Annotated in this window: 14 protein-coding genes; 4 read left to right on the top strand and 10 right to left on the bottom strand. The window is 73.1% G+C overall.

All coding sequences use genetic code 11. The features are described 5' to 3' along the window. Positions 1-28: 28 nt before the first annotated feature. On the top strand, positions 29-748 hold the full coding sequence (locus ACFT32_RS26955; RefSeq protein WP_382494093.1) for a chaplin: 720 nt from the start codon (positions 29-31) through the stop codon (positions 746-748). Positions 749-938: 190 nt separating this feature from the next. Here ACFT32_RS26955 and ACFT32_RS26950 read toward each other — a convergent pair whose 3' ends face one another. Both ACFT32_RS26950 and ACFT32_RS26945 read right to left on the bottom strand, forming a co-directional pair. Then, entirely contained in the window at positions 939-2,207 is a 1,269-nt protein-coding gene (locus tag ACFT32_RS26950; protein WP_382494090.1) for an FAD-dependent oxidoreductase, read from the bottom strand. After that, on the bottom strand, positions 2,207-3,475 hold the full coding sequence (locus tag ACFT32_RS26945; protein WP_382494087.1) for an ATP-grasp domain-containing protein: 1,269 nt from the start codon (positions 3,473-3,475) through the stop codon (positions 2,207-2,209). Before ACFT32_RS26945 ends, ACFT32_RS26950 begins: the two co-directional genes overlap by 1 nt. 169 nt (positions 3,476-3,644) lie before the next feature. On the opposite strand from ACFT32_RS26945, the gene ACFT32_RS26940 reads away from it, so the two are divergent. Further along, positions 3,645-4,922, top strand: a complete 1,278-nt coding sequence (locus ACFT32_RS26940; RefSeq protein WP_382494084.1) for a glycoside hydrolase family 26 protein — start codon at positions 3,645-3,647, stop codon at positions 4,920-4,922. Between the two features lie 29 nt (positions 4,923-4,951). On the opposite strand, the gene ACFT32_RS26935 is transcribed toward ACFT32_RS26940, so the two are convergent. The 8 genes from ACFT32_RS26935 to ACFT32_RS26900 are packed head-to-tail and all read right to left on the bottom strand — an operon-like array spanning position 4,952 to position 14,363. Beyond that, a complete protein-coding gene (locus ACFT32_RS26935; RefSeq protein WP_382494082.1) occupies positions 4,952-5,611 on the bottom strand; it encodes a lipopolysaccharide biosynthesis protein in 660 nt (219 codons plus the stop codon). Continuing rightward, on the bottom strand, positions 5,608-6,759 hold the full coding sequence (locus ACFT32_RS26930; RefSeq protein ID WP_382494079.1) for a glycosyltransferase: 1,152 nt from the start codon (positions 6,757-6,759) through the stop codon (positions 5,608-5,610). The genes ACFT32_RS26935 and ACFT32_RS26930 overlap by 4 nt, the downstream gene beginning before the upstream one ends. A 1-nt stretch (position 6,760) precedes the next feature. Further along, the gene (locus tag ACFT32_RS26925; protein WP_382494076.1) at positions 6,761-7,525 is read right to left on the bottom strand and encodes a polysaccharide deacetylase family protein; all 765 of its coding nucleotides are present in this window, start codon (positions 7,523-7,525) and stop codon (positions 6,761-6,763) included. Then, a complete protein-coding gene (gene murJ, locus ACFT32_RS26920; RefSeq protein ID WP_382494074.1) occupies positions 7,509-9,212 on the bottom strand; it encodes a murein biosynthesis integral membrane protein MurJ in 1,704 nt (567 codons plus the stop codon). The genes ACFT32_RS26925 and murJ overlap by 17 nt, the downstream gene beginning before the upstream one ends. Beyond that, a complete protein-coding gene (locus tag ACFT32_RS26915) occupies positions 9,209-10,549 on the bottom strand; it encodes an O-antigen ligase family protein (protein ID WP_382494071.1) in 1,341 nt (446 codons plus the stop codon). Before ACFT32_RS26915 ends, murJ begins: the two co-directional genes overlap by 4 nt. A 3-nt stretch (positions 10,550-10,552) precedes the next feature. Next, complete coding sequence (locus tag ACFT32_RS26910; RefSeq protein WP_382494069.1) at positions 10,553-11,980, bottom strand: exopolysaccharide biosynthesis polyprenyl glycosylphosphotransferase; 1,428 nt, start codon at positions 11,978-11,980, stop codon at positions 10,553-10,555. Continuing rightward, entirely contained in the window at positions 11,977-13,227 is a 1,251-nt protein-coding gene (locus ACFT32_RS26905) for a glycosyltransferase family 4 protein (protein WP_382494066.1), read from the bottom strand. The genes ACFT32_RS26910 and ACFT32_RS26905 overlap by 4 nt, the downstream gene beginning before the upstream one ends. Positions 13,228-13,277: 50 nt before the next feature. Further along, on the bottom strand, positions 13,278-14,363 hold the full coding sequence (locus ACFT32_RS26900) for a DUF3344 domain-containing protein (RefSeq protein ID WP_382494064.1): 1,086 nt from the start codon (positions 14,361-14,363) through the stop codon (positions 13,278-13,280). Positions 14,364-14,764: 401 nt separating this feature from the next. Between ACFT32_RS26900 and ACFT32_RS26895 the strand changes: the two genes are divergently transcribed. Both ACFT32_RS26895 and ACFT32_RS26890 read left to right on the top strand, forming a co-directional pair. Beyond that, positions 14,765-15,475 carry a hypothetical protein gene (locus ACFT32_RS26895; protein WP_382494061.1) on the top strand — a complete coding sequence of 237 codons (711 nt, stop codon included), beginning with the start codon at positions 14,765-14,767 and terminating at the stop codon, positions 15,473-15,475. 200 nt (positions 15,476-15,675) lie between these two features. Then, a complete protein-coding gene (locus ACFT32_RS26890) occupies positions 15,676-16,272 on the top strand; it encodes a hypothetical protein (protein ID WP_382494695.1) in 597 nt (198 codons plus the stop codon). Positions 16,273-16,383: the final 111 nt, after the last annotated feature.

Raw genomic sequence — 16,383 nt, 5'->3', positions numbered from 1 at the left:
GCTTTCTTCAAGCAGGAGGACGACTACATTGCGACAGACCCTGAGCAAGGGAGCGTTCGCGGCGGCCGCGGCCACGGGGCTTCTGTCCCTGTACGGCAGCCCCGCCCTGGCTGACGCCGATGCGTCGGGAGTGGCGAAGGACTCCCCTGGCGTGCTCTCCGGGAACAGCGTGCAGGCTCCGGTCCACGTGCCGGTGAACCTGTGCGGCAACACCGTCAACGGACTCGCCGCGTTCAACAAGGCGATCGGCAACTCCTGCGAGAACACCTCGCACAAGCCGAAGCACCACGACTCGGGTGCGGACGCGTCCGCGGTCGTGAAGGGTTCTCCCGGTGTGGGCTCCGGGAACAACGTGCAGCTGCCGGTCGACGCGCCCACGAACGTGTGCGGCAACTCCGTCAACGGCGGCGCGCTGTTCAACACGGCGTACGGCAACGACTGCGAGAACGAGTCGTCCGGTGGCGGCTACGGCCACGACCACCACCACGACACCCCGTCGACGGACGAGGAGAAGACGCCTCCGGTCAAGGAGGTCCCCTCCAGGCCGGACCACGAGACCCCGGACTCCACGACTCCGGACACCGAGACCTCGTCCACCTCGGAGGAAGAGGAAGTGGAGGAGGGCACGGTGCCCCAGCTGGCCGAGACCGGCAGTGAGGCCATGGCGGCCGCTTCGGCCGCCAGCGCCGCCCTGATCGTCGGCGGAGTGATGATGTACCGCCGCGGGCGCACCACCTCGTCCCGGTAGCCGTTCCCGGGTGCCGGACGCGATCCGTCCGGCACCCGTGCTCCGCCCCACCCGCACCCCCCGTCGATCACGATCCGGGGGGTGTCGGCCGTCCCCCCACCCCGCGTGCCCCGGCCGCGGGTCCCCGCACGGGAAGGGCCGCTGACGGCTCCGCAGCCGTCAGCGGCCCTTGGGGCATCTCCGGTTCCCGTCAGCGGTGTACCGGCGACACCGACTCGCTCCGGTTGCCGTCCACCGGCGCGGGGACGGTGCCGGCCACCGGCATCGCACCGAGCCGGCGGCGCACTCCCGCGACGAGCGTCGACGCCGTGAAGGCCGCGCCCTGGACGAAGCGCATCGCCGGGCCGAAGCCCGAGGCCGTCACCAGGCCCGCGAGGAAGAGGCCCGGATGGGAGGACTCGAAGCTGTGCCCGACCTCGGGGGAGCCGTCGGGCAGCGCCGCCAGCGAGCCGCGCAGCTCGGGGGCGAGCAGACCGAGCCGGTCGCAGCGCGCCCGGAACCCCGTGGCGGCGATGACGTGTTCGGTCTCCAGGCTGCGCGGTGCGCCCGTCCGGCTCACCGTGTCCAGCCGGACCCCGCCCGGCACCGCGGAGGCCGCTGCGACCTCATGGCCCGGCAGCAGCTCCACGACACCCTCCACCCGGTCCCGCACCCACCAGGCGCCCGCCGGTCCCAGCGCCGTGGTCGCGATGCGTGCCCGGGTCGGCTCCGGCAGCCGCCGGAACAGGCCCGGGCGCTCCGCGTAGAACCAGTTCCGCCAGCCGGGGCCGAGGCCGCTGTGCGGGGAGCGGGCCGACTGCCACCAGGGGCGCTCCCAGGGCGGCGGCACATCGTTCCACACCAGCTGTTCCGCCCTGGCCAGCACACGCACGCGCGTGCCCTGTTCGGCGAGCAGCGCCGCCGTCTCCAGGGCGGCCTGGCCGCCGCCGATCACCGTGACGTCCTTGCCGCGGAACCGGTCGAGGTCGCTGTGGTGGCTGCTGTGCGTCACCAGCGCGGGGTGCAGTCCGCGCAGGGCCTGCGGTACCTCGACGAACGGCATCACACCGACCGCCAGGGCCACCGCCCGCGCCTGCACCTCCTCGCCGTCCTCGGCGATCGCCGTGAAGCCGCCGGGCCCGGCCGCCACACGGGTCACCGTGCGCTCGTCCACCCCGGGCACGGCGTTGCGCGCGAACCACAGGCCGTACTGCGCGAACGCCTCGACCGGGATCGGCTTCGCGTGACGCGCCGTCAGCCCCTGCTCCGCGCAGTAGACGTCCAGACGCCACCGCCCGGCCGGGTCGGAGAGGTTGGACGCCCACGGCTCCGACTTGAGGAACATGCCGCTGGGCATGTTGTCCCGCCAGGACGCCATGGGCCGGCCGAACACGCGCAGGTTCAGCCCCGCGGCCGCGGCGTGGGACGCGATCGACAGGCCGTACGGGCCTGCGCCCACCACCAGAAGGTCGTACACCATCAACTGCTCGCTTTCTCGTTGTCGGTCAGGGAGGGCGAGGCCGCCCGGGGGATCAGCCGGGGCGCGGGCGCCGCCACCGCCGGCGTCGTCGTGCCCAGCCGTTCACGCAGCCGGCGGGACACATGCCGGCACCACAGGGCCCACATGACCCGTCCGGGGGAGCGGTCGTCCCCGGCGTACCAGGCCAGTTCGCGTTCGCGGCCGCCGGGCGCCGCGCTCAGGGCGGCCAGCGGCGCGTAGTTCTCCACCACGAACGTGCGCCCGGCCAGCGGGGACCCGTCCGGCAGCGGACGGCCCGTCATGTCAAGGTGCAGGGCCCGTACGACGTCAAGGCCCGCGCTGTCGGCGAAGAGCCGGAACTGGGCGCCGGTGCGCGGGTTGAAGTCGAGCAGGTGGTAGCGGCCCGTGGTGCCGCAGCGGCGGAAGTCGAGGTCGAAGATGCCCCGGTAGCCCAGTTCGTCGGTGAGCCGCTCGGCCAGCGCCCGCACCTGTGAGTTGGGCGTCCAGCAGCCCACCGCGGTCAGCCCCGCCCCGCGCGGCCAGGCCAGCTGCTTGCGGCCGGGACCGCCCGCGCGCACGGTCCCCGCGTGGTCGGCGTAGCCGTGGAAGAACCAGTCCCGGTCCGGCCCCGGTGCCAGATACGCCTGGAGCAGCAGCCGGCTGCCCGCCTCGCCGGTGCGCACGAACAGCTCCCGGGCCTGCTGCACGGACTTCACCAGCACCGTGCTGCGCAGCCCGCTGCCGGCGGGCAGCAGCCAGGGCCGGCTCCACTTCGCCACCACCGGCAGCCCGAGCCGCCGCATGGCGTCGGCGACCTCGGCCGGGCTGTCCGGGACCAGCGTCTCCGGGTACGGGACGTCGACGGCCGCGCACACGGCGGCCAGTTCCGCCTTGTCGGCGACGCGCTCGGCCAGGGTGCCCGGCATCGCCGGCAGCAGATAGGAGGGGGCGAGTTCGTCCCGCATCCGGCCCACGGCGATCGCGCTCGCGTCGTCCATCGGGACCAGGACGGCGGGCCGCCCGACGTGCTCGGCCACACGGCGCAGCACGGCGAGGATGTCGTCCGGGGAGGCTCCCGGGAGCGGCGGGGAATGCATATGGCGTACGTAGCGTGACGCGCCGACGGGACTTCCCGCGGAATCAGCGACGACGTGCACCTCCACGCCCGCCCTGCCGAGCGAACGGGCGGCCCCCAGCGTTCCGTGATGAAAAGGGTTCCGGTCGATCCGCAGTACTACAGCGGGGACGCGGGTGTCGAGCAGCGACACGAATTCTCTCTTTCTTTTTCGGTCGGCTCACCCGCACGGGCGAGCCCGGCACTCGAAAGCCGCAACGGCAGTGGCGTCATTGCCTTTTCTATGACTGACTTCATATGACTGCCCGTCAATAACAAAAACCCAGGCAGTAGTCCGGACGAGAGCGAAGAATGGAGCAGGCATGGCCCCACAGCACAAACGGGCCGGGGTCCGCCGGCTGGCCCTGGGGGCGGCGGCGGTCGCCGCGTCGGCCGCCCTGGCGTCCGGCCCCGTCGCCGGGGCGGGGGTGGCGCGAGCCGCCGAACCAAGGGCTCCGGCGCCGACCCCACCGCCGCCGCCCGTGCCCACGCCCTCGGCCCTCGCACCGCCGGCCGTTTCCCAGCCGTCGACTCCGGCCCCGGCCGCCACCACCCCGGCCGCCACCACCCCGGCGGCGGTCGAGGAGGCCCCGGCCTTCGGTGTCTTCCTCAAGTCCGATGCCCGAGGCGTGGCCCGGATGCCGCTGTTCAGCCACTGGCTGGGCGGTACGGAACTGCGCGCCGGACACACCTATCTGCCGGGCCACCGCTGGCGCGACATCGAGGGCGCTCCCGGGTTCCTGGACGTGTGGGCGCACTGGCGCAACAAGAAGGCCGACCGGATGCTCGTCCTCAACGTCCCCATGCAGGAGCGCAACGAGGAGGGTGTCTCCGACAGCGAGGTCCGGCGGCTGCTGCAACGGGGCGCGGCCGGGGAGTTCGATCACCACTTCCGTGTCCTCGCCGAGCGGCTGGTGGAGTTGAAGGTGCCGGACACGGTCCTCGTGCTCGGCTGGGAGATGAACGGCACCACGTACACGCATCGCTGTGGGCCGGACCCGGAGGCCTGGAAGAAGTACTGGAACAGGATCGTCACCACCATGCGTTCCGTGCCAGGTCAGAAATTTCGGTTCGATTTCACGCCGAGCCGTGGCCGCGACGCCGTTCCCTGGACGAAATGCTATCCGGGGGACGACACGGTCGACATCATTGGCATGGATTCTTATGACCAGCCTGCCGGGATGTCGTTCGAACAGCAGGTGAAAGAGCCCTACGGGTTGCAGGACCACGTGGATTTCGCCAAGGCTCACGGCAAACCCATTTCCTATCCGGAATGGGGGCTCTTCCGCAACGGTGACAATGCCGATTACATGCGGGACATGCTCGCCTGGATGGAGGAGCACAAGCCGCTCTACAACACGCTGACCGACTACTGCCCGCACGGGGTGTGGCAGTGCGGGGCCAACCCGAAGTCGTCCCAGCTCTACCGGTCGGTCCTGTTCGGCCGTACCGACCAGGCGACTCCGCCCCTCGTGCCCACGCCGAAGCCGACCCCGCCCGGCACACAGCCGCCCCCGGCGGACTGCACGCCACTGGACCTGGGCAGCTGGGTGGAGGAGTGGCTGGGCGGGAAGCTCTGCCTGCGCTTCGACTGGTGGTAGTCCGGCTGATCCGACGCGGCCCGCCGTCGTCACCGTTGTCCGCGGACATCGGCGGCGGCGGCCGGGCTCGGCACCGAGGGGGCCGGGGCCGGATCGTCCTCCTGGCCGCCGTTCCTCCTCGGCCGCGCCAGCAGGGCCAGGCCGCCCAGCAGACCGCCCGCGCTCGCGCCGACCAGACCGGTCACCGCCGTTGACGTGGAGGTCGGCTCGCTCGGCTCCACCGCCCGCGAGAACTGCACCAGCCGCACATGGGTGTTGCCCCGGGTGTCGTCCGCGTGCCGGGTCAGCGAGCGGGTGACCGCGTTGGCCATGTCGACGGCGAGCTCGGGGCGCGAGGAGGTGGCCGAGACGGCGACCATCGGCGCGTCGGGCGAGGTCGCCGTGCGCACACTGCGCTGCAGGGTGCGCACCGGCACACCCGCGTACACCTGCGCGTCCCCGAGCACCGCGAGCTGCGTGGCGACCCGGCCGTACGCCTGGGCGAACCCGAGGGCCGCGTCCGGCGAGGACTTCCCTGCGGGCACGGCGATGACGTAGCTGGTGGCCGTGTACGTCGAGGGGGTGAGCAGGCCGTACGAACCGCCGAGCAGGCCCCCGACGAGAGTGCCCGCCGCGACCACGGACCACAGGGGAAGCTCCCTGAGGCGAGCCGGGGACAGGCGGTGCTGACGGATCGGAGTGTCGGTCATGAGGAGTTGGCTCCCGGAGAAGAGGGGGACGTCGAACTGGAGACCGCTGCCGCGTACACGTCCGTGAGACGGGCCGCGCAGTGGGTGATGCTGTAGTGGTGCGCGACCTCCGAGGCCGTGCGCGGCCGGGCACCGGCCGCCCGGACCTCGGCGATCGCGCGGGCGTAAGCCTCCGGGCCGCCGTCCACCCGCCGGACACCGGCGGAGGCGGGCGGCCGTACGTCCTCGATGGCCGGGCAGGAGGCGTAGAGCACGGGCAGTCCGGCGGCCAGTGCCTCCACGGCCGCCAGGCCGAAGGCCTCCTCGGTGGACGGGGAGGCGAGCAGGTCCATCGCCGAGGTGAGCGAGGGCAGGTCGGGGCCGGGCGAACCGTCGGGCACGTAGGGACGTTCGCCGGTGAACACGACACGGCCGGCCACACCGGCCTCCTGGGCCGTGCGGCGCAGGACGGGCTCCTCGGGGCCGCCCCCCACCAGCAGCAGCCAGTGGTCCTTCGGGAGCAGCGTGAGCGCGCGGACGAGGACGTCGAACCGCTTCCCCCGGCTGAGCCGGCCGACGCCGCCGACGACGAACGCGCCCTCCGGCAGGCCGAGGTGCCGGCGGGTGTGCTCGCGCCGCCCGGCGTCGAAGCGGAACCGGTCCAGGTCGATGCCGTTCGGGACGACCTCGATGCGCGGCGCCGGCACGCCCCAGCGCTCCAGACGGCCGGCCACCGTCGGGGAGACGGCGACCGTCGCCGAACCGAGCCGCTCGCTGGCGAGGTACAGCCGGCGCACCCCCGCCGTCAGCCTGCGGCCCTCCATCTGCGAGTCGCCCAGGGAGTGCTCGGTGGCGACGACCGCCCGGACCCCGGCGAGGCGTGCGGCGAACCGCCCGTAGACACAGGCCCGGTACAGATGCGTGTGCACCAGGTCGTAGCCGCCGGAGCGGATCAGCCGGACCAGCCGGGGCAGCGCGCCCAGGTCGCGGTTGCCGCCCATGCCGAGGTGGGTGACGCGGACACCGTCGGCGGTGAGGCCCTCGGCGACCGCGCCGGGGTTGGTGAGCGTCACGACGTCGCAGTCGACGGGCAGATGACGCAGCAGCAGACGCAACTGCTGCTCGGCGCCGCCGACTCCGAGGCCGGTGATGATGTGCAGAGCCCTCATCTCACAGGCCCTCCACCGGACGCCGGCGCAGCCGGTGCAGCCGGTGCTTGAGGTGCAGGCGCACGGCCGTGTCGTTCTGGCCGACGTGTACCCGCGGCAGGGCGTGCGGCCCGGTCAGCGGGCCCGGGTCGATGGCGCAGGCGTAGGTGTAGCCCGCTTCCCGTACGGCCTCGACGGCGCGGGCGTCGACCGTGCCGTACGGATAGCAGAATCCGTCTACCCAGGCGCCGGTCAGCTCCGTGAGCAGCGCACGGCTCTCGCCGACCTCTGCCCTGAGGGTGAGGTTGTCCGCCCGGGTGAGGTCGACGTGCGTCAGCCCGTGCGAGCCGATCTCCACGCCCTCGGCGGCCGCGTGCCGGATGCCGTCAGCGGTCAGCAGCGGCTTGCGCGGGCCGAGCGGATCCCAGGCGTTGTCGCCGCCGAGCCGCCCGGGCAGTACGAAGAGGGTCGCGCGGCAGTCGTAGCGGCGCAGCAGCGGCAGGGCCTCGGTGACGAAGTCGGCGTACCCGTCGTCGAAGGTGAGCCCGACCAGGCCCCGTGCCTCGCCCCGGGCGCGGGCGGCGAGCAGCTCGGCCACGGACACGCCCCGCAGCCCCCGGCGGCGCAGCCACGCCAGTTGCCGGTCGAGCCGCTCGGGCGTGACCGTGATGCGGTACGGGTCGTCCGAGCAGTCGCCCACCGAGTGGTACATCGCCACCCAGGGGACGGGGCCCCGGTGCGGGGCCGGGGGTCTGCCGGTGTCGAGGGAATCAACGGAAGCGGCCATGTGCGAGCCTTCGTGTGACGGCGCGTAGGGAGCGCAGAGCGGACGCGGAGCCCTGGGCACCGAGGGCCCAGGTGAGCGGAACGAAGACGAAGGTCACGGTCAGGAAGCCGGCCGCGAGGCCCGCCGCGGGGGAGTCCGGCCGGCTCGCGGCGAACGTCCCCGCGAGCGTGGCGACGACGGCGGCGCCCACCAGCCTGCTCAGTTCGGCCAGCACCTGCGGCACCCGGACCGAGACGCTGTGCGGGCTGTTCAGCCGGCCCGAGCGCAGCCCGGCGAGCAGCAGGGCGGCCGTGACGGTGATGCCGAGGGCGTTGGCCGCGGCGATCCCCGCCACGCCCCAGGGGTGCACGCTCGCGGCGCCGACGAAGGACGTCACGACGATGCCCGCCGTCATCGCGCCCAGGGGATACCAGCTGGCCCGGCCCGCCGAGAAGTAGGCGCGCACAAGGGCTCCCACCAGGGTCTGGCCCAGCAGGCCGAGGGCGTAGACGCGCATGACGTCCGCCGTCGCCGCGGTGTCGCCCGCGGTGAACGCGCCCCGCTGGAAGAGCAGTTCGATCATCTGCGGGGCGCAGGCGATCACCGCGCACATGCCCAGCAGCACCAGACAGGCGGCGAGCGCCAGATCCCGCTCCACGCGGCTGCGGGCCCGTGCGGTGTCGCCGTCCGCGAGCGCCCGCGCCACCACCGGGAAGGTGACCGTGCACACCATCAGCGACAGCGTCATCGGGATCTGGGCGACCTTCTGCGCGTAGTTGAGGTGCGAGATGGCACCGGAGGGCAGGCCGGAGGCGAGGAAGCGTTCGGCGAGGACCTGCGACTGGCGGCACAGCGCGAAGAGGAGAACGGCGGCGACCAGGGCGACCTGCATCGGCCGCTCCTCGACGACGGCCCCGGCCTTGGCGAGGGGCTGGGTACGCGAGGCCAGTCGCCGCCACAGCGACGGCACCTGCACCGCCACCATCAGACAGCCGCCCGCCGCCACCCCGACCGCGGCGGAGCGCACGCCCCAGCCCTCGCCGAGGAGGAACATCGCGGCGATGATGCCGGTGTTGTAGGCGACGTAGATCGCCGCGGGCGCGAGGAAGCAGCGGTGTGCCCGCAGGGCGGCGCTGCAGTACCCGGCGAGCCCGAAGGCCAGCACGCAGGTCGCCGTGATCCGGGTGCAGTCGGCGGCGAGCCGCGGGTCGGGCAGGCCGGGTGCCAGGGCCTGGACCACGTAGGGGGCGGTGCCGGCGACCAGTGCGGCCACCGCGGTGAGGGCGAGGCACAGCCGGGGCAGGGTGGCGCCGACCAGGGCACGGACCGGGTCGCCCGGAGCGCCCCGGGCGCGGCGGGCCAGCGCCATGCTGAACGCCGGGATCAGCGCGATCGCCAGCCCGTCCTCGATGAGCAGCGTGGCGGCGAACTCCGGCACGGTCCAGGCGACCAGGAAGGCGTCCGTGTCGCTCCCGGCACCGAACAGCCGCGCCAGCGACTGGTCGCGCACCAGGCCGAGCAGCGAGCCGGCGATGGACAGCGACGCCGTCACCAGCGCGGCTCTGGCCAGGAAGCTTCCGGAGGCCGAACCCGACGCCGACGCCGCCGGGTCGGCACCGTCCCCGGTCTCGACGGCGGCACGCGCCGGGGGAACGGTCGTCGCGCCGTCCGTCTCGGGACCGGGGGTCTGCGAAGGCACCACCGTCATCGCGCCATGGCCTCCTCGGCGCGCTCCCGTACCCGGGCCCGGGGCGGTTCAGCAGGTGTCTCGCCGGCCAGCGCCCACCACGCCACGAGGCCCATGGCCACGGCGATCAGCACGGTCGAGGGACCGCCGATGTCTCCGTACACGAAGTCGGTCAGCAGCCAGACCAGCAGCCCGCAGGCGACGAGCCCGCAGTCGAGTCCCGGGCCGCGGTCGCGGACGCGCAGCAGCCGCCGCACCCCGCACACCAGCAGCGCCAGCCAGCTCCCGGCGAGCGCGAGCAGCCCGATCAGGCCCTGCTCGCTCAGCACCAGCAGGTACATGTTGTGCGGCGACAGCAGCGGCTGCCGCTGGTACGCCACTCCCGCGCCGTCGGTCTCGCTGCCCGACGACAGCGCCAGCGTGGCGTGCCCGTCCCGGTACTCGGGAAAGCCCTTCAGCCCGACGCCGGTCAGCGGGTGCCCGCGCCAGATGTCCGTGGCGGACGCCCACAGGGTGTACCGGTCGACGACGGACTGGTCGGGGGTGTCGGCGACCTGGGCGATGCTGTCGATCCGCTGCTGCAGAAGCGCCGAGCCCACGCCGAACCCGCCCACCAGGATCACGCCCGAGGCGACCGCTGCCGCGGCCACCTTCAGCGCGCGCCGCCACCCGGTCAGCACCAGCTGCACGGCGCAGGTCAGGACGGTCGCGATCCAGGCTCCCCGGCTGAAGGAGAGCGCGAGCGGCAGCATCAGCACCAGCGCGCACCCGGCGGCGACGAGCCGCTCCCGGGCGGAGACCCGGCCGAGCGCGATCCCGACCGCGCACACCAGGCCGAGCGAGACCGCCGTCGCCATGCCCATCACGTCCTGCGGCCCGAAGGTGCCCACCGCCCGGATGTTCGCGCCCTGGTAGGAGGCTCCGGTCCGGGTGACGAACTGGTGGACGCCGACGGCCCCCTGACACAGACCGAGCCCCACGAAGGACCAGGCCACCAGCCGGAAGCCGGCCCGGTCGCGGAGCAGGAGCAGCACGGCCGCCGGGACGAGGACGAAGGTCTGCAGATAGCGTCCGAGGCCGGTGAGCCCGGCCTCGGGCGAGAACGCCCCCATGGCGGCGATCGCGAGCCCCACGACGGGCAGGCCCAGCACCACTGCCGCGGCGGGCGACAGCGGGCGCCGCCGCTCGCGCAGGAGCCGGATCACGCAGTAGACCACCACGAGCCCGGAGAGCACATCGGCGGGCCCCGCGCCGTCCGGGGACCGAGGCAGGGCCAGCAGGGCGGGTACGGCCACCACGGGCAGGGCCGGCGTCAGCGCGACGACGCGGCGCGGGAGCGGTGTCAGAGCGAGGCTCACCTCTCAGCTCCCCGTCGGACGGACCACCGTGGCCGCGGTGCGCAGCAGGATGCACACGTCCTGCCACAGGGACCAGTCGTCGATGTAGGCGTTGTCGAACCGGCAGCGGTCCTCGATCGAGGTGTCGCCGCGCAGCCCGTGGATCTGGGCGAGGCCGGTGATGCCGGTCCGCATGCGGTGGCGGACCGAGTAGCCGGGGTAGGTCTGGCCGAACTGCGCGACGAAGTAGGGGCGTTCGGGCCGCGGCCCGACCAGGCTCATGTCGCCCCGGAGCACGTTCCACAGCTGGAGCAGCTCGTCGAGCGAGGTGCGCCGCAGCATCCGGCAGAACCAGCGCATCTCGTTCTCGTTCGCCACGCTCCACCGGGTCGCCGACTCGTGCTCGTCGACCGGGCGGTGCGTACGGAACTTCAGCAGCGTGAACGGCTCCCCGTCCTTGCCGATGCGCTCCTGCCGGAACACCACGCCCGGCCCGTCGCTGAGCCGCAGCGCCACGGCGAAGGTCAGCAGCAGCGGGCCGGCCAGCAACAACAACGCCCCCGACACCAGGATGTCGAGGGCCCGCTTGCCGGCGCTGCCGTGCCGGGCCGGGGACAAGTCCAGACGCCGGCAGGAGAACCCGGCCAGCCGCTCCCGCGTCGCGTACGACGGGGAGTCGGCGTCCACTTCCCAGACCACGCAGCCCGACTCGGCCAGCGCCCGCAGCAGCGGCCCCTGTTCGGCGCGTACCGAGGGGTGCACGGCCAGCACCGCCCGCACCCCGTTCTGGATGACCGCCCGCTCGACCTCCTCGGCGGTCGTCAGCACCGGCAGGGTCTCGGTGCCGTCCGGCTGCTCGGCGACGATGCCCACCGGCCGTACCCCGCACCGCGGCTGACGCAGGACGGCGGCGGCCACGCGCTGCGCGGTCGCGACCGGGCCGAGGACGAGTGCGGTGTGCGGGTGGCGCAGCAGCGCGGCGCGCCGCCGCGCGTGCACGGCTCCGCGCAGCACACAGCCGGCCGTCGCCTGCAGCGCGAGCCCCATGAGCACCGTACGGAGGGACAGCGCGTGCTCCGGCCGGTACGCCGCTAGGAGGGCCGCGAGCGCCAGCCAGGCCACCGCGACACGGCCGCACACGGCGGGCAGTTCCTCCAGCAGCCCCGGTACCGGCGGCCGCCCGTCGCGCCGGCGCAACAGCAGCGAGAGGACGATCAGCAGGGTGACGAACAGTGGCTGGCGCGGGATCTCGGCGAGCGCGGGCGCGCTCGCCAGGGCGGCGACGCCGTCCGCGGCGAGCAGCGGCACGGGCGAGGCAGGACGGGCCGGGCGCCGCGGGGCGGACAGCCGGAAGCCGGGGGCGGTGCCGCGCGGCGGCATGACCGAGACTGATGAGGATCCGTGCTCCCGTGGCGGTACGCCGGGGGAGGGCACGGTACGTTCGGCGGTCACGAGTGGATGGACTCCCTGTACTCGGTGGGCTCGACGCGCTGTGTCGTCCGGTTCGGCTCGGCGCCACGTCCGGGGTCGAGCCGCTGACCGTGCTCAGCGCCGGTGTTGGCGGCGGTCCATGGGCCGAGCAGATCGCGATAGACGTCCGAGACGGCCTCGGCGGTGTGCCGCACGTCGTGGGTCGACAGCACGTGCCGGCGGCCCTGCTCGCCGAGCGACTCGCGCAGCAGCGGGTCGATCAGCAGCTCGGTGACGGCCCCGGCCAGCGCCGCCGGGTCCTCCGGCGGGACCAGGCACCGGGCGGAGAAGGCGGGCGGCAGGCTCTCGCGGGCGCCGTCGACGTCCGTGACCACCACGGGTCGCCCGCAGGCCATCGCCTCCAGCGGCGCCAGGGCCATGCCCTCCCAGCGGGATGGCAGGACGACGAGGTCGGCGACCTGGTACCAGGGGGAGGCGTCGGCGACGGCTCCGGCGAACACCACGGATTCCGGGGCGTCCTCGCGCAGCCGGTCGTGGTCCGGCCCGTCGCCGACCAGGACGAGGCGGGCGTCGGGCACCCGGCGCACGATGTCGTCCCACGCCCGCAGCAGGACGTCCTGCCCCTTCTGCCGGCACAGCCGCCCCACGCACACCACGAGCGGTGCCGCCGGGTGGAGGCCGGTGAGCGGTGCGAGGCCGGAGCGCACGAGGCCGGCGGTGGCCGGGTGGAAACGCTCGGGGTCGATGCCGTTGGGGACGACGGTCCACCGGCCGGTGATCCTGGCGCCCATGCCGGTCGCGCGCTCCGCCTCGCTCACACACACCGTGCGTGAGGCCCAACGCGCGCCCCAGCGCTCCCACATGAGCGCCAGGGCCGCGGTGGGCCCGCCGACCGCCTCGAACGACCAGGCGTGCGGCTGGAAGACCGTGGGGATCCGCCCGCGTACCGCGAGCCGTCCGACGAGTCCGGCCTTCGCGCTGTGCGCGTGCACCAGATCGGGACGCACCTCGTCGATGACCCGTGCCAGGTGCCGCACCTCCCGCACGAGCGACGTACCGGGCGACCGCGTCGCGTGCCAGTGCCGTACGCGCGCGCCGAGCGTCCGCAGTCTCGTGGTGAGCACGCTGTCGGGGCAGGCCACGGTGACGTCCATGCCGTCCGAGAGCTGTGCCGCGACCAGGTCCGTCACGACGCGCGCCACGCCCCCGTCCACCGGTTGGGTGAGATGCAGGACTCTGGGGTGGGGAGCGGTGGATGACAGATGCATGTGCGCGGATTCCTCGCTCGCGAAGGCGTTCGGGGCGGGCGGCGACGTACTCACCGCCGTGCGTCGACGGCGACGAAGAGCACGCCGGCCCATGCCGCGTCCTGCTGGGACTGGATCCGGAAGGTCGCCTGGTCGCCGCCCTGCTGCAGACCGTCTCCGAGGTCGAACACATCGGAGTCGTAGCCGAGGGTGTTGGCGTGGGCGGGCACCCGCGAGACGTCCGCCCCGGGCTCGCTGATGGTGGAGTTGAGGACGTCGTCCCGGGGGTTGGCGCCGTTGCCGAGAGCGACAGCGGACTGGCCGGTCGCCACGGTGAGCGAGTCGCCGCCGGTACCGCGGTCGCCGTTGTACGTCACCAGGCCCGCACGGCCCCACGCGCCCGCGGCGAAGCCCAGGCCGGTCACGCGGATCTCCTGGGCATTGGACCCGAGCGAGGTGAAGCCGTCCCAGACCGCGAGGTTCCGCAGCGGGTCCGACGGGTTCTCGTAGGCCACCACGAGCGTCCAGCCGCCCCATGCCCCGGCCGTCGACCTGCCCATGGCGATGTTGATCTGCGCCACGGTGTACAGACCCGATCCGCCCTCCCGCACCAGCCCCGTCACGTCCGCCGAGGCCTGGAAGGCGTCCATGCCGTCCAGCACGCGGTGGCCGACCAGCGTGTCGGCGAGCAACTGCTTGTACTCCCCGCCGGGTTCGGCGATCAGCACACGCCCGTTGTCCTCCGGCGGCTTCTGCTCGCCCACCCGCAGGTTTCCGCCCCAGTAGAGGCGCGCGTACGTCACCCGGGAGCCGCTGGGCAGGCGGACCTGCGAGCGGGAGGAGTTGTAGGTGTTGGGGTCGCGGTCGACATCGACGTAGAACATGTCGAAGTCGCCGTTCGCGGCCACACCGCCCGCCTGTGCGTCCGGGCACGAGGGCCGCTGGGCCGCGCGGCAGGTGATCGAGGCGTTGGCAGCGCGTACGATGCCGCCGTGCTGGAGCGCGCGGTACCGCTCGGCGAAGGCGAGGCTCTCGGCCTCCGGCGAGGGCGCCGCGGCCGGTGCGGCGGCCGGGGAACTGCTGGCTGCCCACATGGCGGCAAGGGCGAGGGCGCCCACGGTCGCGCGGCGAAACAGCGGGCCCAGGGAATGGCGCATGACCGGTCGTTGCCCTTTCGGAACAGGTGGCCGTGGCAGCAGCGCCACGAGTGCGATGTGTCCGCGCTGAGGAGTGCGTCGGGCGGTTCGCAACTCTAGTCATCAATCGGACATAGTCGATGAAATTCGGTGAAGTCTGACAAGTGTGTCGGAATCGTGAAATCGCAAGTGTTTGCTGGTTCCGGCAGCCGCCGCGGCGCCGCGCGCCGTCTCCGCCCGGCGTGGGCGGCGCCATTACTCCATCAGGGGCCGAGGGTCATGCGACCTGACAAAGCGTCTGATCAGGCCGGACGCGGCGAAAGGGGGAATTGTGTATTCCCGAAAAGCCTATGAATGCTTGCGGAAAGTCCCTGTTTCTTTCACGGTGGGCTCAAGATCCATCGCCGTCGAAAGGAATCCCCATGCGTGCTCTGCCCGCACGGCGCATCGCGTCCAGCGCTATGTGCGCCGCCCTTCTGGTCGGGATCACCGGCCCCGTCGCCATGGCGGCCGACTCGGCCCGCGGGCATGGCCATGTGGCCTCCGATGCCCGGCTTCCCGGCGCTGATGTGCGCCTCGTACAGATTCAGAGAATCAACTGGGGCACGCTCACCCCCGTCGCCGACCTGCTGAACGCCGTACTCCGGGACAACAACGGCCGGCTGACCGCGGCCGAGGCCATCAAGCTGGGAGACGCCGCGAAGGCCGCCGTGGCCGAGGCGGCCGCCGAGGACGCGCACACCCCGGCCCCCGTGGCGCCCCTGACCCCGGCGCCGGTCATCCTGCCGGCTCCCGTCCTGCCCGCCCTGCCCGCCATGGTGCCCGAGCGGCGCGCCGCCGACCCCGTGACCGACCTGCTGGATCTCGTGCTGGGGGCTGTCAACGGCCTCCTGGAAGGGATCACCGGTGGTGCCGGAGGCCTCCTTCCCCTGGTCGACGACCTGCTGGGCGGAGTGGACGAACTCCTCGCCGAGCTGACCTCGAGCGAACCGGTGCTTCAGGACCAGGAAACTGTTCCGTCGGCGACGTCGAGCATGACCTCCAACATGACGGTGACGTCGGAAGCGGAGCCCGACGACTTCTTCTCGACCCAGACCTCGGTGCTGACGCCGCTGGTTCCGCCGGCCCCGTGAGCCCGTCCAGTCGTGGTGCCGGCCTCAGGGAGCGGCGCCACGACTGCTGTTCTTTTGCAGCCTGAAGTCCGGTCCTTTAATAGATCTCGTATGAGGTATTGGCAATCTTCGGCAGTTCCGGTTTCCGCCCAGGCCAGGGCTCGTTAGGCACGGCGACAGAAACCACTCCGGCGACGTGCGTTGCCGAAGAAAGGAACACGATGAAGTCTCTGAAGGCTGCCGCCGTCTTTGCCGGGTCCTTGATCGCCGCCGGTTCCGCCACCCCGGCGTTCGCTCATGACGCCATGGTCGCCCCGAGCGCTCCCGCCGCTCAGAGCGCTCCGGATGTGCAGAGTGCCCCGGTTGCCCAGAGTGCCCCGGCTGCCCCGGTCGCCCAGGCCGCTCCGGCTGCCCCGGTTGCCCAGGCCGCTCCGGCGCAGAGCGCTCCTGTCGCTCAGAGCGCTCCGGTTGCTCAGAGTGCTCCGGTTGCCCAGGCCGCTCCGCAGCCCGCTCCGCAGCCGGCTCCGGTCGCTCAGCCCGCTCCGGCTCCCCAGCCTGCCCCTGCCGTTCAGAGCGCTCCGGTCGCTCCGCCTGCCCCGCAGCCCGCTCCGGCCGCTCAGCCCGCCGCCGCCCCCGAGCCCGCTCCGGCCGCCCAGAACTCGCGCGACCTGGCGTCCACCGACCTCACCGGCGGTGTGAGCACCAAGGTCCCGCTGGACGTGACCGCCGAAGGCAAGGAGTCGCTGGTCCACACGGTGAAGAACGCCGCGTCCACGGTCAACGACGCCAAGCCGGCGCACGGCAACCTGTGGTTCTAGGGCTGGAACCACGCCCTGCGGAGGGCCGGTCCCCGGAAAGTCCGAGGACCGGCCCTCCGCATGTGTCCGGCCACTGACGCGGGCCCCTCCCCCGGACGGACACCGATGATC

This window comes from Streptomyces sp. NPDC057002, assembly GCF_042673825.1.
Classification (GTDB): domain Bacteria; phylum Actinomycetota; class Actinomycetes; order Streptomycetales; family Streptomycetaceae; genus Streptomyces.
Note: the sequence above shows the minus strand (reverse complement) of the source record. Positions and strands in the feature narration are given on the sequence as shown.

What these genes read in the sequence shown, in the direction of transcription:
- murJ (WP_382494074.1), bottom strand. Translation starts at nt 9,212, where the DNA reads ATGACGGTGGTGCCTTCGCAGACCCCCGGTCCCGAGACGGACGGCGCG.
- ACFT32_RS26940 (WP_382494084.1), top strand. Translation starts at nt 3,645, where the DNA reads ATGGCCCCACAGCACAAACGGGCCGGGGTCCGCCGGCTGGCCCTGGGG.
- ACFT32_RS26900 (WP_382494064.1), bottom strand. Translation starts at nt 14,363, where the DNA reads ATGCGCCATTCCCTGGGCCCGCTGTTTCGCCGCGCGACCGTGGGCGCC.
- ACFT32_RS26935 (WP_382494082.1), bottom strand. Translation starts at nt 5,611, where the DNA reads ATGACCGACACTCCGATCCGTCAGCACCGCCTGTCCCCGGCTCGCCTC.
- ACFT32_RS26930 (WP_382494079.1), bottom strand. Translation starts at nt 6,759, where the DNA reads ATGAGGGCTCTGCACATCATCACCGGCCTCGGAGTCGGCGGCGCCGAG.
- ACFT32_RS26890 (WP_382494695.1), top strand. Translation starts at nt 15,676, where the DNA reads ATGAAGTCTCTGAAGGCTGCCGCCGTCTTTGCCGGGTCCTTGATCGCC.
- ACFT32_RS26905 (WP_382494066.1), bottom strand. Translation starts at nt 13,227, where the DNA reads ATGCATCTGTCATCCACCGCTCCCCACCCCAGAGTCCTGCATCTCACC.
- ACFT32_RS26950 (WP_382494090.1), bottom strand. Translation starts at nt 2,207, where the DNA reads ATGGTGTACGACCTTCTGGTGGTGGGCGCAGGCCCGTACGGCCTGTCG.
- ACFT32_RS26895 (WP_382494061.1), top strand. Translation starts at nt 14,765, where the DNA reads ATGCGTGCTCTGCCCGCACGGCGCATCGCGTCCAGCGCTATGTGCGCC.
- ACFT32_RS26925 (WP_382494076.1), bottom strand. Translation starts at nt 7,525, where the DNA reads ATGGCCGCTTCCGTTGATTCCCTCGACACCGGCAGACCCCCGGCCCCG.